The 22,177-nt window shown below is 66.5% G+C and carries 26 protein-coding genes and 1 tRNA gene; 13 read left to right on the top strand and 14 right to left on the bottom strand.

Going from position 1 to position 22,177, the window contains the following annotated elements; all coding sequences use genetic code 11:
* Positions 1–41: 41 nt before the first annotated feature.
* The 5 genes from ptsN to H2052_RS07145 all read left to right on the top strand — a co-directional run bounded on the left by ptsN (position 42) and on the right by H2052_RS07145 (position 2,555).
* A complete protein-coding gene (gene ptsN / locus H2052_RS07165; RefSeq protein WP_293779621.1) occupies positions 42–500 on the top strand; it encodes a PTS IIA-like nitrogen regulatory protein PtsN in 459 nt (152 codons plus the stop codon).
* Entirely contained in the window at positions 497–865 is a 369-nt protein-coding gene (locus H2052_RS07160; protein ID WP_293779619.1) for a PilZ domain-containing protein, read from the top strand. The genes ptsN and H2052_RS07160 overlap by 4 nt, the downstream gene beginning before the upstream one ends.
* Before the next feature lie 8 nt (positions 866–873).
* Positions 874–1,197, top strand: coding sequence for a DUF1491 family protein (locus H2052_RS07155; protein ID WP_293779617.1), 324 nt, complete (start codon positions 874–876; stop codon positions 1,195–1,197).
* Positions 1,198–1,360: 163 nt separating this feature from the next.
* Complete coding sequence (locus H2052_RS07150) at positions 1,361–2,035, top strand: cell wall hydrolase (RefSeq protein ID WP_293779615.1); 675 nt, start codon at positions 1,361–1,363, stop codon at positions 2,033–2,035.
* A 40-nt stretch (positions 2,036–2,075) separates the two neighbouring features.
* Complete coding sequence (locus tag H2052_RS07145; protein WP_293779613.1) at positions 2,076–2,555, top strand: MmcB family DNA repair protein; 480 nt, start codon at positions 2,076–2,078, stop codon at positions 2,553–2,555.
* On the opposite strand, the gene H2052_RS07140 is transcribed toward H2052_RS07145, so the two are convergent.
* Genes H2052_RS07140 through H2052_RS07130 form a run of 3 tightly spaced genes read right to left on the bottom strand, consistent with a single transcriptional unit; the run spans position 2,552 to position 5,042 of the window.
* The gene (locus H2052_RS07140) at positions 2,552–3,112 is read right to left on the bottom strand and encodes an ActR/PrrA/RegA family redox response regulator transcription factor (RefSeq protein WP_293779611.1); all 561 of its coding nucleotides are present in this window, start codon (positions 3,110–3,112) and stop codon (positions 2,552–2,554) included. The two genes, H2052_RS07145 and H2052_RS07140, sit on opposite strands and share 4 nt — an antisense overlap.
* Positions 3,109–4,398, bottom strand: coding sequence for an ActS/PrrB/RegB family redox-sensitive histidine kinase (locus H2052_RS07135; protein WP_293779609.1), 1,290 nt, complete (start codon positions 4,396–4,398; stop codon positions 3,109–3,111). Before H2052_RS07135 ends, H2052_RS07140 begins: the two co-directional genes overlap by 4 nt.
* An 11-nt stretch (positions 4,399–4,409) precedes the next feature.
* A complete protein-coding gene (locus H2052_RS07130) occupies positions 4,410–5,042 on the bottom strand; it encodes an ankyrin repeat domain-containing protein (RefSeq protein WP_293779607.1) in 633 nt (210 codons plus the stop codon).
* Between the two features lie 61 nt (positions 5,043–5,103).
* Between H2052_RS07130 and H2052_RS07125 the strand changes: the two genes are divergently transcribed.
* From H2052_RS07125 to H2052_RS07115, 3 genes are read left to right on the top strand one after another with little or no spacing between them, the layout of a single operon-like run.
* On the top strand, positions 5,104–5,736 hold the full coding sequence (locus tag H2052_RS07125) for an SCO family protein (protein WP_293779605.1): 633 nt from the start codon (positions 5,104–5,106) through the stop codon (positions 5,734–5,736).
* Positions 5,724–6,167 (top strand): YcgN family cysteine cluster protein, encoded by a 444-nt coding sequence (locus H2052_RS07120; RefSeq protein ID WP_293779603.1) that lies wholly within the window; start codon positions 5,724–5,726, stop codon positions 6,165–6,167. Before H2052_RS07125 ends, H2052_RS07120 begins: the two co-directional genes overlap by 13 nt.
* Positions 6,164–6,907, top strand: coding sequence for a SprT family zinc-dependent metalloprotease (locus H2052_RS07115; protein ID WP_293779601.1), 744 nt, complete (start codon positions 6,164–6,166; stop codon positions 6,905–6,907). Before H2052_RS07120 ends, H2052_RS07115 begins: the two co-directional genes overlap by 4 nt.
* Here H2052_RS07115 and H2052_RS07110 read toward each other — a convergent pair.
* Complete coding sequence (locus tag H2052_RS07110; RefSeq protein ID WP_293779599.1) at positions 6,884–8,890, bottom strand: PBP1A family penicillin-binding protein; 2,007 nt, start codon at positions 8,888–8,890, stop codon at positions 6,884–6,886. The two genes, H2052_RS07115 and H2052_RS07110, sit on opposite strands and share 24 nt — an antisense overlap.
* A gap of 307 nt (positions 8,891–9,197) precedes the next feature.
* Here H2052_RS07110 and H2052_RS07105 point away from each other — a divergent pair, with 307 nt between their 5' ends.
* A complete protein-coding gene (locus tag H2052_RS07105) occupies positions 9,198–9,860 on the top strand; it encodes a hypothetical protein (RefSeq protein ID WP_293779597.1) in 663 nt (220 codons plus the stop codon).
* Between the two features lie 84 nt (positions 9,861–9,944).
* Entirely contained in the window at positions 9,945–11,471 is a 1,527-nt protein-coding gene (locus H2052_RS07100) for an oligosaccharide flippase family protein (protein WP_293779595.1), read from the top strand.
* On the opposite strand, the gene H2052_RS07095 is transcribed toward H2052_RS07100, so the two are convergent.
* The 6 genes from H2052_RS07095 to H2052_RS07070 all read right to left on the bottom strand — a co-directional run bounded on the left by H2052_RS07095 (position 11,468) and on the right by H2052_RS07070 (position 15,358).
* The gene (locus H2052_RS07095) at positions 11,468–11,866 is read right to left on the bottom strand and encodes a DUF2948 family protein (RefSeq protein WP_293779593.1); all 399 of its coding nucleotides are present in this window, start codon (positions 11,864–11,866) and stop codon (positions 11,468–11,470) included. The genes H2052_RS07100 and H2052_RS07095 overlap by 4 nt on opposite strands.
* The gene (murA, locus tag H2052_RS07090; protein ID WP_293779591.1) at positions 11,859–13,139 is read right to left on the bottom strand and encodes a UDP-N-acetylglucosamine 1-carboxyvinyltransferase; all 1,281 of its coding nucleotides are present in this window, start codon (positions 13,137–13,139) and stop codon (positions 11,859–11,861) included. The genes H2052_RS07095 and murA overlap by 8 nt, the downstream gene beginning before the upstream one ends.
* A 4-nt stretch (positions 13,140–13,143) precedes the next feature.
* Positions 13,144–14,025 carry an EamA family transporter RarD gene (gene rarD / locus H2052_RS07085; protein WP_293779589.1) on the bottom strand — a complete coding sequence of 294 codons (882 nt, stop codon included), beginning with the start codon at positions 14,023–14,025 and terminating at the stop codon, positions 13,144–13,146.
* A gap of 4 nt (positions 14,026–14,029) precedes the next feature.
* On the bottom strand, positions 14,030–14,584 hold the full coding sequence (dcd, locus tag H2052_RS07080; RefSeq protein ID WP_121053732.1) for a dCTP deaminase: 555 nt from the start codon (positions 14,582–14,584) through the stop codon (positions 14,030–14,032).
* Positions 14,585–14,610: 26 nt separating this feature from the next.
* Complete coding sequence (locus H2052_RS07075) at positions 14,611–15,093, bottom strand: UPF0262 family protein (protein ID WP_293779585.1); 483 nt, start codon at positions 15,091–15,093, stop codon at positions 14,611–14,613.
* Positions 15,094–15,281: 188 nt separating this feature from the next.
* Positions 15,282–15,358, bottom strand: a tRNA-Arg gene (locus H2052_RS07070).
* 69 nt (positions 15,359–15,427) lie between these two features.
* On the opposite strand from H2052_RS07070, the gene H2052_RS07065 reads away from it, so the two are divergent.
* The gene (locus tag H2052_RS07065) at positions 15,428–15,970 is read left to right on the top strand and encodes a hypothetical protein (protein WP_293779583.1); all 543 of its coding nucleotides are present in this window, start codon (positions 15,428–15,430) and stop codon (positions 15,968–15,970) included.
* Positions 15,971–16,464: 494 nt separating this feature from the next.
* Positions 16,465–16,647: a hypothetical protein gene (locus H2052_RS07060; RefSeq protein ID WP_293779581.1), complete on the top strand. Its 183-nt coding sequence runs from the start codon at positions 16,465–16,467 to the stop codon at positions 16,645–16,647.
* 28 nt (positions 16,648–16,675) lie between these two features.
* Here H2052_RS07060 and holA read toward each other — a convergent pair whose 3' ends face one another.
* The 4 genes from holA to H2052_RS07040 are packed head-to-tail and all read right to left on the bottom strand — an operon-like array spanning position 16,676 to position 21,148.
* Positions 16,676–17,719, bottom strand: coding sequence for a DNA polymerase III subunit delta (gene holA, locus H2052_RS07055; protein WP_293779579.1), 1,044 nt, complete (start codon positions 17,717–17,719; stop codon positions 16,676–16,678).
* Positions 17,720–17,726: 7 nt separating this feature from the next.
* Positions 17,727–18,215, bottom strand: a complete 489-nt coding sequence (gene lptE / locus H2052_RS07050; RefSeq protein ID WP_293779577.1) for an LPS assembly lipoprotein LptE — start codon at positions 18,213–18,215, stop codon at positions 17,727–17,729.
* Positions 18,212–20,707, bottom strand: a complete 2,496-nt coding sequence (leuS, locus tag H2052_RS07045; RefSeq protein ID WP_293779575.1) for a leucine--tRNA ligase — start codon at positions 20,705–20,707, stop codon at positions 18,212–18,214. Before leuS ends, lptE begins: the two co-directional genes overlap by 4 nt.
* A gap of 6 nt (positions 20,708–20,713) precedes the next feature.
* Positions 20,714–21,148, bottom strand: a complete 435-nt coding sequence (locus H2052_RS07040; protein WP_293779573.1) for a DUF3576 domain-containing protein — start codon at positions 21,146–21,148, stop codon at positions 20,714–20,716.
* A 223-nt stretch (positions 21,149–21,371) separates the two neighbouring features.
* Here H2052_RS07040 and H2052_RS07035 point away from each other — a divergent pair, with 223 nt between their 5' ends.
* On the top strand, positions 21,372–22,157 hold the full coding sequence (locus H2052_RS07035; RefSeq protein ID WP_293779571.1) for a porin: 786 nt from the start codon (positions 21,372–21,374) through the stop codon (positions 22,155–22,157).
* Positions 22,158–22,177: the final 20 nt, after the last annotated feature.

The raw sequence follows: 22,177 nt of genomic DNA, 5'->3' as shown, positions 1-22,177 counted from the left end.
GTTAACGGCCCTTCCAGACGGTCCGGGATATAAGTTCAGCCATGTTCGATCTCGTCACACCGCGAACGGTCCACACCGGACTCCGCGCCGGCAGCAAGAAGGCCCTGCTCCAGCAGCTCGCCGCGCTTGCCGCGCCCATCGTGAACGTGCCCGAGGCGCGGATCATGGAGGTGCTTCTCGAGCGCGAACGACTCGGCTCCACCGGGCTCGGCGGGGGCGTTGCCGTGCCGCACGCGCGGCTGTCCGAACTGAAGTCCGTGCAGGGTCTGTTCGCTAAGCTCGATCCGCCGATCGATTTCGATGCGATCGATCGGCAACCCGTGGATCTCGTGTTCATGCTGCTCGCGCCCGAGGATGCGGGCGCAGATCACTTGAAGGCGCTTGCGCAGATCAGCCGCATGTTCCGGGATCGGCGTCTTGTCGACAAGCTGCGCGGCACCAACAACAGTGACGCTCTTTACGTGCTTTTAAGCGGAGTCGGGCATAGCGAAGCAGCATGAGCATCGAAACCACCCAGGCTGAAGGCAAGGCGGCGCGTCTCGCGGGCCGCCGTCAGGTCGTGTTCAAGGGCGAGGTGCGCCTGATCGACCGGCAGTTCGGGTGCATTGTGCGCGACATCTCGACAAGCGGTGCCCGCATCGCCTGCAAGCAGATGCTGGCGAAGGGCACCGCGCTTCACCTGTTCCTCCCCAAATACGGCACGTTTCCGTGCCTTGTCGCGTGGGCGGATCAGGGGCTGATGGGTCTCGTCTTCGTCGATGGCGATTCGGGCGGGCTGCAGCGGCTGGGCGACAAGGCGCGGATGCTCGGCCTGCTCGATGCCAAGCCCGATCAGCCTGGACACGCGGCCGTTGCAAGCGCCTGATCGGCGCGATGCGAATCAAGACGGATTTTTGGGTCGGCGCGCTTCGCCGCCGGGTAGAGGCCGCGGGCGGATTCGCGACCGTCCTTGCCAAGGGCGAGCCTGATTCGGGCGCCGTTCTGCTTCTCCTGCGCGATTCTTCCGGCACGATAACGGCGCTTTCCCGCGTGAATATGGGAGACGGCAAGGTCTCGTGGCAGCCGATCTTCGAAAACCGCGAAGAGCGTGATCCCGCTGCACAAGAAGCGCTCGAAAAGCGCAGGAAATTCGATCCCGATCTGTGGATCGTCGAACTGGATATCGAGAATCCAGGGCGTTTTGTCGACAAAGATTAACAATTTCTTGACTTTCGACTGTCCGGAAGGCAATCGGCACCGCGAAATGATTATGTGCCAAGCCTTCTGGGCTGGCGCTGATGTTGAACTCCCGGCGCTGGCGGCCTGATTTTCGGCCCCGTTTGCCCCCTTGGGCAGCCCCGGACAACGAGCGGACCCTTCCATGTCGAAATCCATACGGGGCATCAGCCTCGTCGCGTTTTGCGCGGCGATGATCGCGATGGTCTGGCCGAGCGCCGCCCCGGTGGCGGGCGATCACATCGTCAGCAATCTCGAACCCACCGCGATCGCGCTCAATGTGCCGAGCGCCGTTCAGCAGGGCCTGCCCTTCTCGCCGGTTCGCCTCGAAAGCGAACTCGATGTGGACCAGACGCCACGCGTCGGCCTCTCGATCTCCGAGGAACCTGCGCCCCCCATCGATCTTGCGGCGCTCGTCGGTGATGTCGCCGACATGCACCGCAGCGAACTTGAGGATGATATGCGCTGTCTCGCCAGCGCGATCTACTACGAGGCGCGCGGCGAATCGCTCGAAGGCCAGCTCGCCGTCGCGCAGGTCGTCCTCAATCGCGCTGCGAACGAGCGCTGGCCCGATGATATCTGCGCCGTGGTCTACCAGAATGGGCAATTCTCCTTCACCTTCGACGGCAAGCCCGATGTTCCCGCCGTCAAAGGCCCGGCATGGAAGCGCGCCGAAGCCATCGCGATCATCGCCGTAGGTCAGGGGTGGCAGGACGTGACCGACAAGGCGACGTTCTTCCACGCAACTTACGTGAAGCCCGGCTGGCGCCGCGTGAAGGAACAGACGCGCCGCATCGGCGGTCACGTCTTCTACCGCTAGGCCACTTTCGTTCCCGTCCTGTTCTGCTAGAGTGCGGCGGATGAATCTTGCCGCCCTTTCCGCCGAATCGCCCATGGTCGCCTGCGACGTCGTGCGCGGGGTCACGCGCATGTTCCATCATCTCGGTCTTGCCGCGCTTGCCGAGGTGCCGCTGCGCAACGGCCGCCGTGCCGACGTGTATGCGATCGATGCGAAGGGCGAGATCGTGATCTGCGAGGTGAAGGTCTCACTCGCCGATCTGCGCGGCGACATGAAGTGGCCCGATTATCTCGACTTCTGCGACCGCTTCTTCTGGGCGGTGCCGCCGCACATTCCCGCTGCGATCCTCGATGAACCTGCATTCCGGCCGGAAATCAGCGGTGTGATTGTTGCCGATCGCTTCGACGCGGCGATTCTGCGCAACGCCCCTGCAAGCCCGCTGCCTGCTGCAAGGCGACGCACGGAAATCCTGCGCTTCGGCCGGCTCGCGGCAAGCCGCTTCCAGCGCTCCGAAGACCCGTTTTTTGGGGAGTTATCTTAACGCGGCGAGCGTTTCGAGAGGATACGCTGCAGCGTGCGCCGGTGCATCTTCAGCCGCCGTGCGGTTTCCGAAACGTTGCGGTCGCACAGCTCGTAGACGCGCTGGATATGCTCCCACTTCACGCGGTCGGCGGACATCGGCTCCTCGGGCGGCGCGGGCTTTGCCTCGCCGGGCGCGAGCAGCGCGTTCAATATCGCATCGGGATCGGCGGGCTTGGGCAAATAATCGACCGCGCCTGCCTTCACCGCGGCGACAGCGGTGGCGAGGTTGCCGTAGCCGGTCAGCATCACGATGCGGATGCCGGGCCTGAGCGCCCGCAGCTCCGCGACGAGGTCGAGCCCGTTGCCGTCGCCAAGCCGCATGTCGAGCACGGCGTACGCCGGCTTCAGTTCGGCCGCGATGCCGCGCGCCTCTGCAACGCTCGCGGCGGCCGCGACTGTGTAACCGCGGCGCTCGAGCGTCAGGCCCAACCGCTGGCGAAAGGCGTTGTCGTCGTCGACGAGCAGCAGCGTGCGATCAGCCGAGGGCGGAGCGCCGGTTTCGGTTTCGGTGGTCATGCCTGTCCTTCCGTTCCTGCCGCGATATAGGCGATCGGCCAGTTGATTTCGACTACCGCTCCGCCCCCTGCGGCATTTCGGAACGTCAGCGCGCCGCCGGTGCGTTCGATCAGCGTGGTCGCAATGAAGATGCCAAGCCCGGTGCCGCCGCGCGCCGAGCGTGACGGGCCGAGATAGGGCTCGCCGAGATGCGGCAGCAGCTCGGGCGGAAACCCGGCGCCGTCGTCGATGATCTGCAGCGTCACGGTTTCAGCGTCGGCGATCGCCACGATCCGAACCTCGCGCGCCGCGTGGCGAACGGCGTTGTCGACAAGGTTGACGAGCCCGTGCAGCAGCTCGGGCGTGCGCGCCACCACAGTGGCGGGCGCCTCGACGACCACGGACTTGCCGCTCGCCTCGAAGGGCTGCACCACCTCGTGCAGCAGCACGCGCAGCGGCACGTGCGGGAAGGGCGCATCCACTTCGGCCCGGCGCGCAAGGTCGGTCATGATCTCGCGGCAGCGCCTGGCTTCACGATCGAGCAGCGCGACGTCCTCGCCGAAATCGGGGTCGCCTCCCAGCGTTTCGGCAAGGTCGCGAGCGACGAGGCTGATCGTGCCGAGCGGCCCGCCGAGTTCGTGCGCCGATGCCGCAGCAAGCGCGCCGAGCGCCGACATCTTCGTCTCGCGTTCCAGCACCGCTTGCGTAATGACGAGTGCCTGCTGCCAGCGCCGCGCGTCGAGCGAGACGCGCAGCACATAGATGGCGAGGAAGACGACCGTGAAGCCGAGCGCGACGAGGCTCGCGAGCACGTAGATCGGCGGCAGCACCGGCGGCGGCCCGGCCCACGGCAGCGGCAGCGACCACTGCCAGAGCACGCCCAGAATCGCCATCGCGATCAGGATCAGCGCCACCGTGGCGCGCGCGCTGAGCAGCGTCGCCGAAATCGTCACCGGCGCGACGAGCAGCACGCTGAACGGGTTGGCGAGGCCGCCGGTCAGGTACAGAAGCACGCTGAGCTGCAGCAGATCGAACGCGAGATGCAGCAGCGCCTCGACGCCGACAAGCCGCGCGGTCGGCGCGTAGAGCGTCGAAAGCCCGATGTTGAGCAGTGCGGAGGCGAGGATCGCGGCGCCCGCCGCCGCAAGCGGCACCTGGAAGCCGAGCAGCAGGTGCACGACGAGGAACGCGATCGACTGCCCGGCGATCGCCATCCAGCGGATGGTAACGAGCGTGCGGACACGAACGCCTGCGGTGCCGAGCGCCGTCGGCAGCGGCGCCTGCTGGAGAGATTGCGGCTGCGGCACGCCGCGGCCCGTCAGTTGCCCGGGTTCGGCAGCGGCAGCACGGTCGTCGGCTTCGCCTCGTCAGCCTTCGCCTTGTTGTCGTTGTCCTTGAACATGCGCACGATCGCGGCGGCGCGTCGGTCGCGCTCGGCATAGTCGCGTGCGGACATGCCGGCGACATGGTCGGCGAGATCGGGTTTCGCGCCTGCGTTCAGCAGCTCGCGCACGACCATCGCGTTCCTCTGCTGCACGGCGACGATCAGCGGGCTCTCGCCCCGGCCGTTCACCGCGTTCACGTCCGCCTTCCGGCGCACGAGCGTCTGGATACCGTCGATGAAGCCGAGCTGCGAGGCGGTGTGCAGCGGCGTGTTGCCGTCCTTGTCGCGCACGTTCACGCTGGCGCCGTTGGCGATCAGGAAGTTCATCCAGGGCACGTCGCGGCGGCGTGTCACCATGTGCAGCGCCATCTCTCCCGAATCGTTGTCGCGCATGTCGATCAGCGTCGATCCCGGCTGGTCGATCAGCGACTTCACCTTCAGCACGTCGCCCTCTTTCACCGCCTTGAAGAAATTGTAGCGGTCCGAAAATTGCGCGGCGGCGGGCGCGGCGAGCGACAGCGCGGCGAACGTCATGAGAAAAGCGGCAAGATTACGCAGGCTGGACATGTGGCACGGATCCGATTTGTCCCCGGGGGCAAAGCTGGTCTATAGGCCGGACAAGCTGAATATGAAACAACCGCGTCGCCTCCCCTTTCTTCGCATCGCGCTGCTGCTCGCGGCGGCGGTCGCGCTTGTTGCCGCGTTCATCTGGCTCGCCGCGCCGAAGCCCGCCGCGCAAGGGGTCGAGGAGCCGCCGCTCGCCGGCGCGCCCATCGGCGGCGATTTCGCGCTCACCGATCAGAACGGCAAGCGCGTCACGAACGACAGCCTGAAGGGCAGCTACCGCCTCGTCTATTTCGGCTACAGCTTCTGCCCGGATGTCTGCCCGGTGGACGTGCAGCGCATGGCGCAGGGCCTGATGGCTTTCGAGACGACGAATCCCGCTGCCGGTGCGCGCGTGCAGCCGGTGTTCATCACCGTCGATCCGGCGCGTGATACGCCCGCCGTGATCAAGGATTTCGTGGCGGCGTTCCACCCGCGTCTCATCGGCCTCACGGGAACGCAGGCGGAAATCGATACCGCGAAGCGCGCCTACCGCGTCTATGCCGCGAAGGGTGAGGGCACCGATCCGCAGAACTACCTTATGGATCACAGCGCGTTCATCTATCTGATGGACCCGGACGGAAAGCCCGTCATGTATTTCGAGCGTGCCGACGATGCGGCGGCGATCGCCGCAGGCCTCGCCAAATGGGTGCGCTGACGCCGCGCTACTGGGAAACGAAGCGGCTTGAGGAGATGTCGCGCGCGGAGTGGGAAGCGCTCTGCGACGGCTGCGGCAAATGCTGCCTGCACAAGCTGGAGGATGAGGATACGGGCGAGCTCGTCGCCACCAACGTCGCCTGCCGCCTGCTCGATCGTCGCTCGGGGCGTTGCTCGGATTATCGCAACCGCCACGCACATATTCCGGACTGCGTGCGGCTGACCCCGGCGAAGCTGCGCAGCATCGATTGGCTCCCTTCCACGTGCGCCTACGGCCTGCTCGAACGCGGCGAGCCGCTGCCCGAATGGCATCCGCTGATCACGGGAGACCCGGAAAGCGTGAAGCGTGCCGGCGAATCGGTAAGCGGATGGACGGTTTCGGAGGACGAGGCCGGCCCGCTCGAACACCATATGCTGGACCGCGAACTGTGAGCCTCGCGTTCCTGCGGCGCACGCTTTCGCGCAAACCTGTTCTTCCCGACGTGCTGGATGTCGATGGTCGCACCGTGCCGCTGCGTGTGCGCGTCAGCCCGCGTGCCCGTCGCATGACGCTTCGCGCCGACGCCGCGCTCGGCTGCATCGGCCTCACGCTGCCAAGCGGCGTTTCGCATCGGCGCGCCGCCGCGTTCCTCGAAACGCAGAAGCCGTGGATCGCGGCGTGTACCGGGAAATGGCCCGCGCCGCGCCCGTTCGCGCCGGGGGTCTCCATCCCCTGCGGCGATGCCGAGATCAGGATCGAATGGCTCGCCGATCTGCCGCGCACCGCCCGGCTGGAGGGCGAGCTGCTGCTTATCGGCGGTCCTGCCGAAGCGCTGCCGCGCCGCGTGGAAACCTGGCTGCGGCGCGAGGCGCTGCGGCTGCTCACCGAGGATTGCGCCGTGCTTGCCGCCGAGATCGGCTTGCCCCCGCCGCCGATCCGCCTCGGCGACACCACCGGCCGTTGGGGCAGCTGCAGCAGCCAAGGCGCGCTTGCGTTCAGCTGGCGGCTCGTGATGGCGCCGGAATTCGTGCGCCGCGCCGTCGCCGCGCACGAGGTGGCGCACATCGTCCATCACAATCACGGGCCGGAATTCCACGCTCTGTGCAGCCGCCTGTCGGGCGCCACCGCGCGCAAGGCGACACGCTGGCTCGCCACGCACGGCGCCGCGCTACATTGGATCGGGCGCCGCTGAGGGTTCCGGTGCCGGCGCGGCCTCTTCCAGCCAGGCATTGTCGAGGCTTCCCTGTCGGCGCTCGCGGGGCAGCGGATTGCCCTCGCCGTCCACCGGCACCTCGATCGCGCCCTGATAATCGGGCCCGCCGCGGTAATATTCGTCCGGATAGCCCGCGATGGTGCCGTCAAGGCCATAGACCTCCGCATCGGGCTCGCTCAGCGCATCGTCGAGCTGGATGTTGCTGTTCAGCTCCACGACCGGCATCCCCTTGGTCGCCACGCGCATGAACGCCGCGAAGGCCCGCGCAGGTGCGACACCGCCCTGCAGCCCGCCGACGCGCTTGTTGTCGTCGCGGCCCATCCAGACGCCGGCGGTGAGATCGCCGGTGAAACCCACGAAATAGCCGTCCTTGTTGGAGCTGGTCGTGCCGGTCTTGCCCGCGAGCGGACGACCGATCTGCGCCTGACGTCCGGTGCCGGTCTCGACCGCCGCCTGCAGAAGGTTGGTCATGTTCGCGGCGACCCACGGTGCGACGAGCACGCGCGGGTTTTCCGCCTGGCGCTCGTAAAGCTTGCGACCGCGGCCGGTTTCGATCGTGGTGACGGCATAGGGCCGCACCTCGATACCGCCGCGCGCCACGGCGGCATAGGCAGAGGTCATGTCGATCAGGCGGACCGTGGAGGCGCCAAGCGCCGTCGCGGGCTGACGGCTGACGGGTGTCGTGATGCCGAAGCGCCGCGCCATGTCGGCGACGGCATCGAAGCCGACACGTGCGCCGAGCTGCACCGCGACCGTGTTGACGGACAGCGCGAACGCCTGCCGCACGGTCATCTCGCCGGCGAAGCGTCCGTTCGAATTGCGTGGGCTCCAGCCGCCGATCTGCACGGGCTCGTCGACGACGATATCGTCGGGCAGCACGCCGCTCTCGATCGCGGCGAGATAGACGAACAGCTTGAACGCCGAACCGGGCTGCCGCTCGGCGATCGTCGCGCGGTTGTAGAGCGATTCGACATAATCCTTGCCGCCCACCATCGCGCGCACCGCGCCGTCGTGCGACAGCGCCACGAGTGCGCCCTGCGCCCCTGCGGGCGTCTGCGTGCGGACGGCGTCTTCTGCCGCTTTTTGCATCGAAGACAACAATGTCGTGCGCACGACGAGCGGCTCCACCGTCTCGTCGGTCAGGATATCGAGCTGCGACATCACCCAGTCGGTGAAGTAGCGCACGTTGTTCTGCCGGGCCTGCGGCGCAAACGTGATCTCTTTCAGCTCGGCCTGCGCGGCGGCGAGATCGGGCAGCGGCTTCATTTCGTCGATCACCGACAGCACGACCGCGGCGCGCGCGCGGGCGCGTTCGGGATCGGAGGAAGGTGCATAGCGCGAGGGCGCTTTCACAAGGCCCGCGATGATCGCCGCCTCGGGCAGGCTCAGCGTGCGCGCGCTATGGCCGTAGAAACGACGGCTTGCCGCGTCGATGCCGTAGGCGCCGCCGCCGAAATAGACGCGGTTGAGGTACAGCTCGAGGATTTGCTCCTTCGAGAACTTGCGTTCGATGGCAAGCGCCAGCAGGCCTTCCTTCGCCTTGCGCGTCCACGTGCGGTTGTTGTTGAGGAAGATGTTGCGCGCCAGCTGCTGCGTGATCGTGGAGGTCGCCTTCAGCCGGTCGCCGGTTTTCGCGCTCACGAACAGTGCGCGCGCGATGCCCAGCGGATCGATGCCGGGATGCCAGCGGAAGCGACGGTCTTCCACCGCCAGCATCGCGTCCACCATCACATCGGGAATCTCGTCGTAGGTCAGCCATTGGCCGTAGGACGGGCCGACCGATACGAGTACCGCGCCGTCCGCCGAAAGCACGCGGATGGACTGGCCGTTCGGCGAACGCATCATGTCGTCGAACGAAGGCAGCGACGACATCTGGATGCCCACCGCGACCGCCAGGATGACGAGCAGGAGGGTTCCGAAGGCGAGCGAAATTTTCAGTGCTGATTTCAGAAATCGGCCCAAGGCGTGCGTATCCGTTACCGTCCCGTGTGCGCCGTGTATGCGCCAATCGCGGCGGCAACAAGGCCCGTTCGACGAAGAGACTGCCCGCACCGACCTTTCGCCAGCATGAAGCGCGCGGCGCTCGAAGCAACGGTGTAGACAAGGTTAATAATTGGTTAATTACTTCAGATGCGGAACGGTTTCATTTCGCATTCACAGGACTTGGAAGTAAACAATCACTTAATCTGTTCGATCATGAAATAATTCACCATGATGTTCGCGCGATCGATTACTGTCCCGGTCGCTCATGAAACCGGAAGTCATCATCGTGCCATCGGTTCCGGCTGCCGCGACGCTCGCCCGGCAGGAACGCTGGCTATTGGCGGGGCTGCTCGCGGCAGCGGCGGCGCTGTTCGTGCTGACATTCCTTACGATGCAGCCGTTCATCGTCGAACGCGTCGCGGGCGAAATTCGAAAGGAAACCGGGATATCGCAGGTCGCCGCCTTCGATATCGATGCCGAACTCGCCGATCTCATGGAAACCGAACCCGTGGATCTTTCTGCGGGTGCCGATCTTCCGCCTGCCGATGTGTTTGCGGAAGCGAAGGGGCCGCCGCTCAATCTTCTGGCACAGGTCGAACGCGCGCGCATCGCGGTCGCTGCGGCTGCGCCGCCGGTTCCCGCCGGCCCCGTGCTCACCGAGGACGAGCAGATGATCGTGGAGGCGAACGCCGAACGCCGCGCGGTGAAGCTGGCGCTCGAGCGGCTGTTCGCGCGCAGCGAGAGCGGGGGCACCAGCCTTGCCGCGGCGGTGCTCGTGCAGCCGCTGCTGCGCCGTGCCGAACAGGCGGCGGGGCAGCTCGATGTCTACGGCGACGCGCTGCTGCTTTCGGAAGGCCCGCTTATGAAGCAGGTCGCGTTCGCGGGATTTCACGCAAGCCGGGCCGCCGCGATGATGGACATCGAGCGCGCCGAGGCGATTCTGGGCTGAGGCGGGCAGCGCAAATCCACTCACACTTTGGCGCGTGATCCTCTAAAGCGGTGCCATGAGGACGAACCGCCCGGTGCGCCGGGTTTGACCGAAAAGACCGAAGAAGGGACGCGCGACGCGGATACCGCGGCGCTCGCCAAGGGCGGGCGCACGAACTTCTTCGGATTCGTGCTCCGGCTGCTGGCGCGCCTGCCCTTCCTGTTCATCGCCGGGCAGCTCTACGGTGCGGAGGCGCTCGGCCGCTTCGCTTATGCCACGATGATCGTGGAGTTGATGGCGGCGCTTGCCACCATCGGCCTCAAGCGCGGCCTCGCCAAGGAACTCAGCAAGGGCGATCGGCCGGAAAGTCACGTCGTCGGCGACGGGCTTGCGCTCGCGTGGATGCTATCCTTGATCGGCGCGCTCATCATGATCGCGGTGCCGCAGATCGTCTTTCCGAACAGCAAGATCTCGGGGCTCGACCGCATCTTCCCGCTCACCGCGATCTTCATTGTCGGTTCCGATGTCGCGCTTGCCGCGCTCGCGTACCGACACCGCGTCGGCGCCACCGTGACGGCGCGCTCGATCGTGGAGCCGTGGGTGCTCACGATTCTGGCTGCCGCGCTCGCCATGATCCCGGAATGGAAGCCGGACGCCATGATCATCGCCTACGCCGTATCGCTCGGCGCCGCGTTCCTGGCATCGATCGTACCGTGCGTGCGCCTGTTTGGCCTGCCGCATGGCTGGCGACCGCACCCCGTCCGCCTGTTCCGCATGATGCGGGAAAACCTGCCGATCGCGGGCGCCGATGCCATCGAATGGGCCTCGCGCCGCATCGATCTGCTGATCCTCGGCCAGTTCGCGACGCCTGCCGTGCTCGGCATCTATTATGTCGCGCAGCAGGTGGTCACGCTGCCGCAGAAGCTGAAGGTGACGTTCGATCCGATTCTGGCGCCGGTCATCACAAACGGTCTCAAGCAGGCGAACAACGCCATCATCGCCGGGCATCTCCGCCAGGTCGGTTTCTGGATTCTCGCCGCGCAGATCGGCATCGCGCTGTCGCTCGGCATGACCGGCGAAGCCGTGCTCGATCTTGTCGGCGAAGGCTTCGGCAGCGGCACGATGATCCTCAACCTGCTGCTGCTCGCCGAAATCGCCTATGTCACGGGCGCGGTCGCGGAAACCTGCCTCGTCTACACCGCGCGGCACCGCAACCTCATGCTGTCGGTGGTGACGCTCGGCGTCCAGGTGGGCCTCACGCTCGCCTTCATTCCGCTGTTCCGCGTGCTGTTCCCGGCTGAAACGCCGAACGCCGCCGTGAACGGCATCGCGCCCGCCGCAGCGCTCCTCGCGTCGGGGCTGTTCGCGACCGTCGTCAAATCGCGGCTGCTGCGCGCCACGCTCGGCGAGCCGGTCTCCGGATGGCGCTGGCCGATGCTGCTTGCGGCCGGTGCGGCCTTCGCCGTCGGCATCCTCGTGCAGCGTTATCTGGTCGCGTACTGGGAACTCGTGCTCGGCCTGCCGGCGATCCTTGCCACTTACGGGATCGTGCTCTGGTATCGCGGTTTCGAGGAGGAAGACCGGCTGCTCTTCGCCGGGCGCGACAAGCTGCTCAAGGACGCCGAGCGCTAAAGCTGGTGACGCGGCGTCCGCTTCGCGCCCCATGGACCGCTCAGGTCGTGCAGCTCCACATCGATGCATTCCGCATCCGCCCGCAGTGCCGCCCCGCCCGCGAAATCGATCTCGATGCCGCCGTTTTCCCAGCGCAGCGCGAGCAGATCGAGCACCGCATCGGAAGATGGCCAGTTGCGCCGCTTGAGACGGGTGAGCGAATCGATACGCAGCGCGCAGCGCACGCGTGAAGGCTGCCGCGTTTCCCAGCGGTAGCGGTTGGCGATGATGACGAGCCGCCGCGCCTTCGCATCATAGGCAATGTCGCCGCGCTTCACGGCGGCGTCCTGCACCAGCGCGGAAATCGTTTCGAGATCCGCCTCGTCGGCCGCCAGCAGCCGCAGCCGCTCAGTCACTGGAAACCCGCTCGATGTCGGCGCCCGCGCCGGAGAGCTTTTCTTCCAGATGCTCGTAGCCGCGGTCGAGGTGATAGATGCGGTTCACCACCGTCTCGCCCTCCGCCGCGAGGCCCGCGAGCACGAGGCTCATCGAGGCGCGAAGGTCGGTCGCCATCACCTGCGCGCCAGTCAGTTTCGCGACGCCGTGCACTTCGGCGGTGCGCCCCGAAACGCGAATGTCCGCCCCCATGCGCGCGAGTTCGGGCACGTGCATGTAGCGGTTTTCGAAGATCGTTTCGGTCAGGTGGCTGGTGCCCTCCGCCAGCGCCAGCATCGCCATGAACTGCGCCTGCATGTCGGTGGGGAAGCCGGGGAACGGCTGCGTTTCGATATCGATGGCGCGGATCGGCCCGTTGCGTTTCACGCGGACACCCTCGTCCGTGGCGGTGACCTCCAGCCCCGCATCGCGCAGCCGGTCCGCCACGACGCCGAGCGTGGCGAGATCGGCGCCCACGAGTTCCACCTCACCCCCTGCCGTGCCGACCGCGCAGGCATAGCTGCCCGCCTCGATCCGGTCCGGCATCACGGCATATGTCGCGCCGTGCAGGCTGGTGCGGCCCTGCACGCGGATTGTTGAGGTGCCGTGCCCCTCGATCTTCGCGCCCATCGCGTTGAGGCAGTTCGCGAGGTCGACGATTTCGGGTTCGCGCGCCGCGTTCTCGATCACCGTCTCGCCCTTCGCGAGCGCGGCGGCCATCAGCGCGTTTTCAGTGGCGCCCACCGAAACGATCGGGAAGTCGATGCGCCCGCCGACAAGGCCCTTGGCGGTCGTCGCTTTCACATAGCCTGACGTCACTTCGATCTCGGCGCCGAGTGATTCCATCGCTTTCAGGTGCAGGTCGACCGGCCGGTTGCCGATCGCGCAGCCGCCGGGGAGCGACACGGTGGCTTCGCCCGCGCGCGCGAGCAGCGGCCCGAGCACGAGCACCGAAGCGCGCATCTTGCGCACGATGTCGTAGGGCGCGAGCGTCGAGGTGAGCCGCGCCGCCTTGATCGTCATCACGCGCCCGAATTCGCCGCGCCGGTGGCCCTCGATCATCGTCGAGACGCCGTGCTGGTTCAGCAGGTGGCCGAACGTGTCGACGTCGGCGAGGCGCGGCAGGTTGCGCAGCGTCAGCGGTTCCTCGGTGAGGATCGCCGCGGGCATCAGCGTGAGTGCGGCGTTCTTCGCGCCCGAGATGGCGATGCGTCCGGAAAGCGGCCTTCCGCCGCGAATGATGATCTTGTCCATGGGGTTATGGTCTAGCGGGATTTGCAGCGCCGCGTAAGCCGCCGATCGAGAAGACGACGAGCCCGGCCCATATGCAGACGAAGGCGGCAAGGCGGCCGATGTCGAGCGGTTCGCCAAGGATGAAGACGGCGGCGAGAAACACCAGCGAAGGCCCCAGATACTGAAGCATTCCGATCGTCGAGAGCGGCAACCGCCGCGCCGCATAGCCGAAGAGGCCGAGCGGTATGATGGTGATGAGCCCCGAGCCGATGAGCGCGATATCGATGGCCGTGCCGTGGCCGAACACGTCGCGCGGCGCCATCGCCAGCCATCCGGCCGCGACCGGGGCCAGCCAGCCCGTTTCCACGACAAGCCCCGTCACCGGATCGACGACCGTGAATTTTCGGATGACACCATAGAACCCGAACGACAGTGCGAGCCCGATCGAAACCCACGGCAGCGATCCGTGCACCACGGTGACGATACCGACGCCGATCGCCGCCAGCGCGACAGCGATGCGTTTGGAAAGCGGGAACGCTTCCTTCAGCAGCAGCACGCCGATCGCGACGTTGAGCAGCGGCTGCATGAAATAGCCGAGGCTCGTGTCAAGCGCCCGATCGTTCAGCACCGCCCACGTGTAGATCAGCCAGTTTACCGCGATCAGCGCCCCGCTCGCGGCAAGCATCAGCATCAGGCGCGGCGCGGCCATCGCGATCCGCAGCCGAGTCCAGCCCCTGAATACCACGACGGCGAAGGCAAGCAGCACGAACGCCCAGAGCACGCGGTGCGCGAGCACGTCGGCCGCCGGGATACCCACGAACACGTGAATGTAGAGGGGCATCGTGCCCCAGATCAGGAAGGCGCCGACACCCGCCGCAAGCCCCCGGCGCGTCTGTTCCTCGGTCACGGCCCTAGAGCCGGGGCAGCGTCACGCCGCGCTGGCCCATGTATTTCCCCGCACGATCGGCATAGCTCGTCTCGCACGGTTCGTTGCCCTGCAGGAACAGGAACTGGCACGCGCCTTCATTGGCATAGATGCGCGCGGGCAGCGGCGTCGTGTTCGAAAACTCCAGCGTCACGTGGCCCTCCCAGCCGGGCTCGAGCGGCGTCACGTTCACGATGATGCCGCAGCGTGCGTAGGTGGATTTGCCGAGGCAGATGACGAGCACGTCGCGCGGCACGCGGAAATACTCCACGGTGCGGGCGAGCGCGAACGAGTTGGGCGGGATGATGCACACGTCGGTCTTGCGATCGACGAAGCTGTTCGAATCGAAATTCTTTGGGTCGACCACCGCCGAATCGACGTTGGTGAAGATCTTGAATTCGTCGGCGACGCGCGCGTCATAGCCATAGGACGAGAGGCCGAAGCTGATCGTGCCCTCGCGGCGCTGGCTGTCCACGAACGGTTCGATCATGCGGTTCTCAAGCGCCTGCCCGCGAATCCATTTGTCGGACATCACCGCCATGAAACCCTGTCCCTTTCAGAAGACCATTAGCCGCGGATGTGCAGCACGCAGATCAGCGTGAATAGCCGCCGCGCCGTATCGAAATCCACTTCGATCTTGCCGCTCAGCCGCTCGATCAGCGTTTCGGCGGCGGCGTTGTGGATGCCGCGCCGTGCCATGTCGACGGTTTCGATCTGGCTTGCCGTCGATTGCCGGATCGCCTGGTAATAGCTTTCGCAGACCGCAAAATATTCGCGGATCACGCGCCGGAAAGGAGAGAGCGCGAGCACGATCGTTTCGATGTGCTCGCTGTCGCTATCCGCGATGTCGATGGCGAGCCGCCCGTCCTCCACGCGCAGGCGAATCCGGTAGGGCCCCTCGTGCGGCGCGCCGCGCGCCGTCACGAGCCGGAAGCTGTTGCCTTCAAGCAGATCGAAGATGGCAACGCGCCGCTCCTGCTCGATATCGGCGCTCCGCCACAGGATCGTGCGGTCGTCGAGCTGGACATCGATAATGCGGTAATCGCCCATGCCGCTGCTTTATCGGGGCAAACGCCGACACGATAGTCAGAAAGCAGCGCCCCCGAACCCGATAGGGTTCGCAAGGCCGACCGGCCGACCGAGCTTATGCGAGGAAGCCAAGGCCGCGGATGCGGCCGCCCGGCGTTTGAGGGGCAGCAAACAAACCCGCCCGGCGTCTGAGGGACTAAAGAGTAAATTGGCGCGCCCGGAACGATTCGAACGTCCGACCCTCAGATTCGTAGTCTGATGCTCTATCCAGCTGAGCTACGGGCGCGCACGGGAGGGCGCTTCATAGTCGCCTCGGGCATCGTGTTCAAGCCCGTGTTTGCACTGGCGTGGTGGTTTGCGCGCGCTTGCGGCTGAGGGGCGGCACCTCTATCGTCCCGCCGCGATGCGATACCTTGCTTTCCCGGCTTTTCTGGCCGTTTCCCTGATGCTCGGCGCCTGCGCGAACCGTGGCGGCGAATGGCCATCGCTGGCGCGCGTGCCGGGATCGCCGAACGCCCCCTGCGGCCCCGCGGCCGAATCGGCGCCGGTCGGTGCCCGTCCCTGCGTTGCCGCGCCGCCGACGGCGGTCTCGAGCCCTGCGCCCGATCTTCCCGCGCTCGAAGCGCGTCTTGCGGCGGCGCGGGGCGCGTGGGCCGATGCGCTGAGGGCTGCCGAAACCGCCGTGTCGGCTGCAGCCGGCGCTGGTGCGGGCGAAAGCGCGTGGGCGGCGGCAGAGCTTCGGCTCAGCCGGCTCGAACGGGCGGCGGCACCGTTCGCGGAGGTCGCCGAAGCGCTCGCAGGCTCCGAATCAGGGGCGGCGCTGCGAGAGGCCGCACAAGCCGATCGGGCGCGTCACCTCGACGCCTTCTCCCGGCTTCGATCAGCGCTGCGGCGCTAGATCGTTCCCCACGGAAAGTCGTCCGGCGCAACTTTTAAGCGCCCAATACAACTTATACGTGCGCCGTTTACGACTCGTTTACGATTCCGGGGCTAGACCTGTGCCTGCAGACTGATCAGCCAACGGTTCCTCCCCTGGTTCCTCTCCGTTCCCGCCGGGCGGTCTGCTGAAAGAAGGGCACGAGGCCGTCCCCGCGGCAGACAAAGTGCTCCAAATGTTGCCCGAAAGGGCCGCGGCGCCAAGTCCCCCGTGTGCCCCGGCCTGCATCGCCGCCCGGTCCGTGCTCCCCCGCCGGTCCGGGCGGCTTATCGTTTGCGCCCGGCGTTGACGCTGCAGGGGGGGATGATGCACGTTAGCAACGCAGTCGCGCGCAGGGGCGCGGCGGGGTGGACCCGAATCTCTCGTCGTGCGTTAACCGCCGTGAGGGAACATTAAGAAAAACGGTGCATCGTATCCGCCTGGTTGGGGATCGCGGACACCGGGTGGAAAACAAGATGGCCGAAAAGGACACCGGCAGCAGACAGGGCAAGGGCATATCCCCTCCGCCAACGCAATGCCCGGAACTGAAGAGCACGGATTTGCAGGATTTGCTGCAAGAGCTGGAGCGCCCGCTCGATCAGACCGTGATCGATCGGGGCTTGGTGCGGCTCGCCGCCTTCGTTTCCGGGCGGCATTAGCGCATCGTGCGGAAAAGCCAGGCGCGGTTCAGCGCCGCCGCCGCGCCAGATGCGCAACCGCCAGTAGCGCGCGTGATGTCAGCAATTCGGGGCTTGCCGCACCCGGAGACTTGATCTGGCGCTCTGCTTCCAGAAGACGCGAAAGCCCGCTGCGCAGTGCCGGCGTGTTCCATGCCGATGCCTGCCGCGCGATGCGGTCGCGCGCCTTCCAGAAAATCGGCGGCCGCGCCGCTTCCACGGCTTCCTTCGCGCTGCGCCCCGTATCGATCGTGCGCCTCAGCTCGCCGAGCAGCGTCAGCCGCCGCGCCACCGCGCGCAGTTGCGGAATGCCCACGATGCCGTTGCGGCCCAGCTTTGCCGCCTGCACTTCGGCCTCGGTGGAATTGCCGTCGGCGACCGCGTTCACGAGCGCGTCGAAGTCCGATTCGGCCATCGCCGCGCCGAGTTCGGCGAGCGTATCCATTTCGAGTGCCCGCACATGGTCGGGCGCGGCATCGAGATAGAGCGCAAGCTTTTCGAGTTCGCGGGCCAGCACGCCGCGCTCGGCGCCGAAGCCGGCGGCCAGCGCGTCCGCCGCCTCGCGAGAGGGTTTCAGGCCGTGCCGCGCGCAGGCATCGATCACCATGTCCACCGCCTCGCGCCCATCGGGCACGAAGCACTGCGCGACGATGGCAAGCGGGGAGGCGGCTGCGGTCTTGATGAGCGCGGACGTCGCCTTCAGGCTGCCCGTTCCCACCATCACCACCGGATTGCCGGCGGCCGGTGCCGTCAGCAGCGCCTCGATCGCGGCGCTGCAATTGTCGCCCGCGCCGTCCACGCGGATCAGGCGGCGGTCGCCGAACATCGAAACTGCGGCGGCTTCATCGGCGAGCCTTGCGGGATCGGCCGCGAGCGCGGTCGGCTCGAAATCGATGCGGCCCATCGGATCGTCCGGCGGGGCGAGCAGCACGGTGAACCGGTCGGCGATCTCGCGCGCCTGCGCTTCGTCGGGGCCGTAGAGCAGAACCAGCCGGGTGGCGGGGTCGAAGCGCGCCAGCGCCGCGTCGATCGCCTTGCGATCCGCGGCCTTCACGCCGCCTTCACCGCGTCGCTTCGCTGCGCGCGAACAGCGCGACGCGCGCGATGATCTGCTGGGCGATCTCTTCGGAAAGCCGTTCGAGCGCGGCGTTTTCCGCCGCGATAACAGCATATTCGGAACTCACGATGTCGATGCCCGCGTCGGACCGCGCGGCGGCATCGATCAGCACGGCGCCGCTTGCGTCTTCCACCAGCTGCCAGCGCGCGCGCAGCTGGCGCCGCTCGCGCGAGATCGAATCGTCGCCGCGCACACCGAAACCGCTGATGCTGTCGTCCAGTTTCACGATCAGCTTGTAGCGGCGCTCGCCGCTCGCGTCGGGCAGGCGGTCGAGCAGCGCCTGCCGGACCAGATAGCCCGATTTTTCCGGGATCACCGGCACGTCGATCCCCGTGAGGATCGTCGCGGCCGGCCCCTGGCTGCCGCCCGAATAGACCGGTTGCAGTCCGCAGCCCGCCATCAGCACGAGCAGCAGGGCAGCGGCGCGTTTCATGCGACGATATTCACGAGCCGGTCGGGCACCACGATCACCTTGCGCGGGGTCTTGCCATCCAGCGCACGCTGCACCTTCTCGCGGGTCAAGACCAGTGCTTCCATGTCCTCGCGCGTCGCGCCCTTCGCGGCTTCCACTTCGTCGCGCAGCTTGCCGTTCACCTGAATGGCGATCGTCACCGTGTCCTGCGCCAGCATCGCGGGGTCGGCTTCCGGCCACGCCGCGTCCACGGCAAGGCCCGCCTCGCCCAGCACTTCCCACGCCTCTTCGGCAAGGTGCGGCATTGCGGGCGAGATCAGCTGCACGAGCATTTTCACGGCGTGGCGGCGCGCCGACGACGCCGGGGCCTTCTCGATCGCGGCGGCAAGTTCGTAGCTCTTGGCGACGGCCTTGTTGAAGCGCAGCGCCTCGATGTCCGCGGTGATCCCGTCGATGGCGATGTGCGCAGCGCGCGTCAGCGCCTCGTCCTCACCGCCCGCATCATCCTTCACTTCGTTCACCAGCCGCCACACGCGCTGCACGAAGCGCCACGCGCCTTCGATGCCAGCCTCGGTCCACTGCAGGTCGCGCTCCGCCGGCGAATCCGACAGGACGAACCAGCGCACCGCATCGGCGCCGTACTGGTCGAGGATCGGCGAGGGATCGACCGTGTTCTTCTTCGATTTAGACATCTTCTCGACGCGGCCGACAGTCACCGCCCCGCCGCCTACTTCGAATACATCGCCGTCCCGCCGCTCGACCTCGCTCGGCAACAGCCAGCGGCCGTCGGCGGCGCGGTACGTCTCGTGCGTCACCATTCCCTGCGTGAACAACTGCTTGAACGGCTCCTCAAGGTCAATGAGCCCGCACGCCTTCAGCGCCCGAGTCCAGAAGCGCGCGTAGAGCAGGTGAAGGATCGCGTGCTCGACACCGCCGATATATTGGTCGACGGGCAGCCAGCTTTCGGCTTCGGCACGGTCGAAGGCCTTGTCCTTGGGCTGGCTGGCGAAGCGGATGAAATACCAGCTCGAATCCGCGAACGTATCAAGCGTATCGGTCTCGCGCCGTGCCGGCTTACCGCACTTGGGACAATCGGCGTTCTTCCACGTCGGGTGATGCTCCAGCGGATTGCCCGGCGTCTCGAAGGTCACGTCGGCAGGCAGGCGTACCGGCAGCTGGTTCTCCGGCACCGGCACCACGCCGCAGTCCCCGCAGTGTATCACCGGGATCGGTGTGCCCCAGTAACGCTGGCGCGAAACGCCCCAGTCGCGAAGGCGGAACTGCGTTGTCCCCTCTCCCCAACCCTCTGCCTCCGCACGTGCGATCACGGCAGCAATGGCATCATCGACCTCCATGCCGGTGAGGAAGCCCGAGTTCACCAGACGCCCCGGCCCGACATAGGCCTCGTCCCCGATCGGCTCCTCGGCATCGCCGACGACGCGCGTTACCGGCAGCTGATACTTGCGCGCGAAATCAAGGTCGCGCTGGTCGTGCGCCGGGCAGCCGAAAATGGCGCCGGTCCCGTATTCCATCAGCACGAAGTTCGCCGCGAAGATTGGCAGCGTCCAGGTCGGGTCGAGCGGATGCACGACACGGAGCCCCGTGTCGTAGCCCTTCTTCTCGGCGGTCTCGATCGCCTCCGCAGACGTGCCCGTCTTGCGGCACTCCGCGATGAAAGCGGCAAGCCCGGGATTATTTGCGGCAAGCTCGGCTGCGAGCGGATGGTCGGCAGCGATGGCGGCAAAGCTCGCGCCGAACAGCGTGTCGGGCCGCGTCGTGAACACGTCAAGGCCATCATCGCGGCCTTCGATGGCGAAGCGGAACTTCAGGCCCCGGCTGCGACCGATCCAGTTTTCCTGCATTAGCCGCACTTTGTCCGGCCACTGATCAAGGCCCGAAAGCCCGTCGAGCAGATCGTCGGCAAACGCCGTGATCTTCAGGAACCACTGGCTCAGCAGGCGGCGCTCAACGGGCGCGCCCGAGCGCCAGCCCTTGCCGTCGATCACCTGCTCGTTGGCGAGCACGGTCATGTCGACCGGGTCCCAGTTGACGTAGCTTTCCTTGCGGTAGACGAGGCCCGCCTCGAACATCTTCAGAAACAGCGCTTGTTCGTGGCCGTAATACTCAGCGTCGCAAGTCGCGAACTCGCGGCTCCAGTCGAGCGCGAAGCCGAGGCTCCGGAACTGCTCGCGCATCGCCGCGATGTTCTGCCGCGTCCAGCTTTCCGGGTGTGTCTTTTTCTCGAAGGCGGCGTTCTCGGCGGGCATTCCGAAGGCGTCCCAGCCCATCGGGTGCAGCACCTCGAAACCGCGCGCGCGGCGGAACCGGGCGATCACATCGCCCATCGTGTAATTGCGCACGTGCCCCATGTGCAGACGCCCCGAAGGATAGGGGAACATCTCCAGCACGAAGGTCTTGGGCTTTTCAGACGCGCTGTCCGCCGCGAAGGCCTGGCGCTCGTCCCAAATGCGTTGCCAGCGGCCGTCGGCGACCGCGGGGTTGAATCGCGTCATCGGCCTTTAGCCTTGATACACGGCCCTGCGCATGTCGCGGGCGCGGGCGAGGATGGTTTCCTCGAGCTTCTGCACGGTGCCGGCGCGCACCGGGGCGTCGATCCAGTTGCCGCCCTGCTGCTGCTGGCGGACGGCGGCGACGCGCAGCGCATCGGCGCGCAACTCGCGGTCGAGGATATAGACGGTCACCTTCACGCGTTCGCCGGGGGCCTGCGGATTGGCGTACCAGTCGGTCACGATGACGCCGCCGTTCGAATCGACCTGCGCCATCGGCATGAACGCCAGTGTTTCAAGGCTTGCCCGCCACAGGTAAGAATTAACGCCGATCGTGGTCGTCGTCGCGGCGGCAAGGTCGGCGCGCGGCGCGTCCTTCTTGCCCCCGCAGGCGGCGAGCAGGGCCAGCGCGATCGCCAGACCCGTAATGCGTACACTCGTCTTCACGTGGATTTCCGCTCCATCAGGCTTGCTCGGCGGCCGTTATAGGCAGCGCTTTCGGGGGCGCATAGCCCCTCTTCGCGTTGCATTGGCTGTTGAGATGTTGCAACAGGTTCGAACGAACCCGGTCGGTCGCCGCCAAACGAGCGATTCGGACTCGGATTCGTGCGGAGGAAACTGTAGTTCTGTCACGTAGTTGTCACAGGGACGCGACAGAAGCACGGGGGTTATGAATCAGGTTGGGACATACGCAGCGAAAGCACTGGTCGCGGTTTCCGCGGGCCTGATGCTGTGCGCGCTTCCCGCCGCCGCCTCTTCGAAGAAGCCGATCGAGAAGGTCGCCGCCGACAAGGCCGCTGCCGCGAAGCTTTCGGACACCAAGCGCAAGCTCACGACGACCGCCGGTGTGGTGACGCCGCTGAAAGCTGAAACGCTCGGTTCTTTCACGCCGCCGATGCTCGACAACGCCCGCCGTGCCGGTGTTGCTGGTGCCTCGCAGGAACGCACGTTCCGCTTCACGCCCTCGGGCAAGAGCCGTGATAACAAGGCGCTGGCGCTCGGCGTCACATCGCGCGTCGTCCGCGCAGCCGCGCCGGAAACCGCGCGTCCGGCCGAAACCGAAGCGGCGACGGCTTACAACTTCGACGTTTCCGTGGCGCTCCGTGGCTTCGCGCTCACCGGCGGCTACAGCAAGATCGCCAGTGTGCTCAGCGACGAGCGCGAAGGCATCGACCTTGGCCTCTCCTATCGCGGAAGCCGCTGGAAGACCGCGCTTCAGCTGAATGCCGAACGCGATGCCGACGGCTGGGTGAACCCGCTCAGTCTCGACAAGCGCTACACGGTCGAACTCGGCGGTGCCTATGCGCTGAACCCGCGCCTCTCGGTCATCGGCGGCGTGCGCTATCAGATGTCCGAGCCGGATCCCTCGGGCCGCTACCTGCTGCGTAGCGGCGAACGCCTCGGCACCGATGGTGAAGCCGGCGCGGTTTATCTGGGCACGTCCTTCAGCTTCTAGTATCGACTCTGGTTTCGCCC

It is taken from the genome of Sphingosinicella sp. (assembly GCF_013911755.1).
GTDB lineage: Bacteria > Pseudomonadota > Alphaproteobacteria > Sphingomonadales > Sphingomonadaceae > Sphingosinicella.
Note: the sequence above shows the minus strand (reverse complement) of the source record. Positions and strands in the feature narration are given on the sequence as shown.

Bases quoted from the DNA above. Each gene is read 5' to 3' on its own strand.
- H2052_RS07150 (WP_293779615.1), top strand. From the start codon at position 1,361: ATGTCGAAATCCATACGGGGCATCAGCCTCGTCGCGTTTTGCGCGGCG.
- H2052_RS07130 (WP_293779607.1), bottom strand. From the start codon at position 5,042: ATGTCCAGCCTGCGTAATCTTGCCGCTTTTCTCATGACGTTCGCCGCG.
- H2052_RS07035 (WP_293779571.1), top strand. From the start codon at position 21,372: ATGAATCAGGTTGGGACATACGCAGCGAAAGCACTGGTCGCGGTTTCC.
- H2052_RS07125 (WP_293779605.1), top strand. From the start codon at position 5,104: ATGAAACAACCGCGTCGCCTCCCCTTTCTTCGCATCGCGCTGCTGCTC.
- murA (WP_293779591.1), bottom strand. From the start codon at position 13,139: ATGGACAAGATCATCATTCGCGGCGGAAGGCCGCTTTCCGGACGCATC.
- H2052_RS07075 (WP_293779585.1), bottom strand. From the start codon at position 15,093: ATGGGCGATTACCGCATTATCGATGTCCAGCTCGACGACCGCACGATC.
- H2052_RS07140 (WP_293779611.1), bottom strand. From the start codon at position 3,112: ATGACCACCGAAACCGAAACCGGCGCTCCGCCCTCGGCTGATCGCACG.
- H2052_RS07120 (WP_293779603.1), top strand. From the start codon at position 5,724: ATGGGTGCGCTGACGCCGCGCTACTGGGAAACGAAGCGGCTTGAGGAG.
- ptsN (WP_293779621.1), top strand. From the start codon at position 42: ATGTTCGATCTCGTCACACCGCGAACGGTCCACACCGGACTCCGCGCC.
- H2052_RS07060 (WP_293779581.1), top strand. From the start codon at position 16,465: ATGGCCGAAAAGGACACCGGCAGCAGACAGGGCAAGGGCATATCCCCT.
- dcd (WP_121053732.1), bottom strand. From the start codon at position 14,584: ATGGCGGTGATGTCCGACAAATGGATTCGCGGGCAGGCGCTTGAGAAC.
- leuS (WP_293779575.1), bottom strand. From the start codon at position 20,707: ATGACGCGATTCAACCCCGCGGTCGCCGACGGCCGCTGGCAACGCATT.
- H2052_RS07160 (WP_293779619.1), top strand. From the start codon at position 497: ATGAGCATCGAAACCACCCAGGCTGAAGGCAAGGCGGCGCGTCTCGCG.
- H2052_RS07145 (WP_293779613.1), top strand. From the start codon at position 2,076: ATGAATCTTGCCGCCCTTTCCGCCGAATCGCCCATGGTCGCCTGCGAC.
- H2052_RS07155 (WP_293779617.1), top strand. From the start codon at position 874: ATGCGAATCAAGACGGATTTTTGGGTCGGCGCGCTTCGCCGCCGGGTA.
- lptE (WP_293779577.1), bottom strand. From the start codon at position 18,215: ATGAAACGCGCCGCTGCCCTGCTGCTCGTGCTGATGGCGGGCTGCGGA.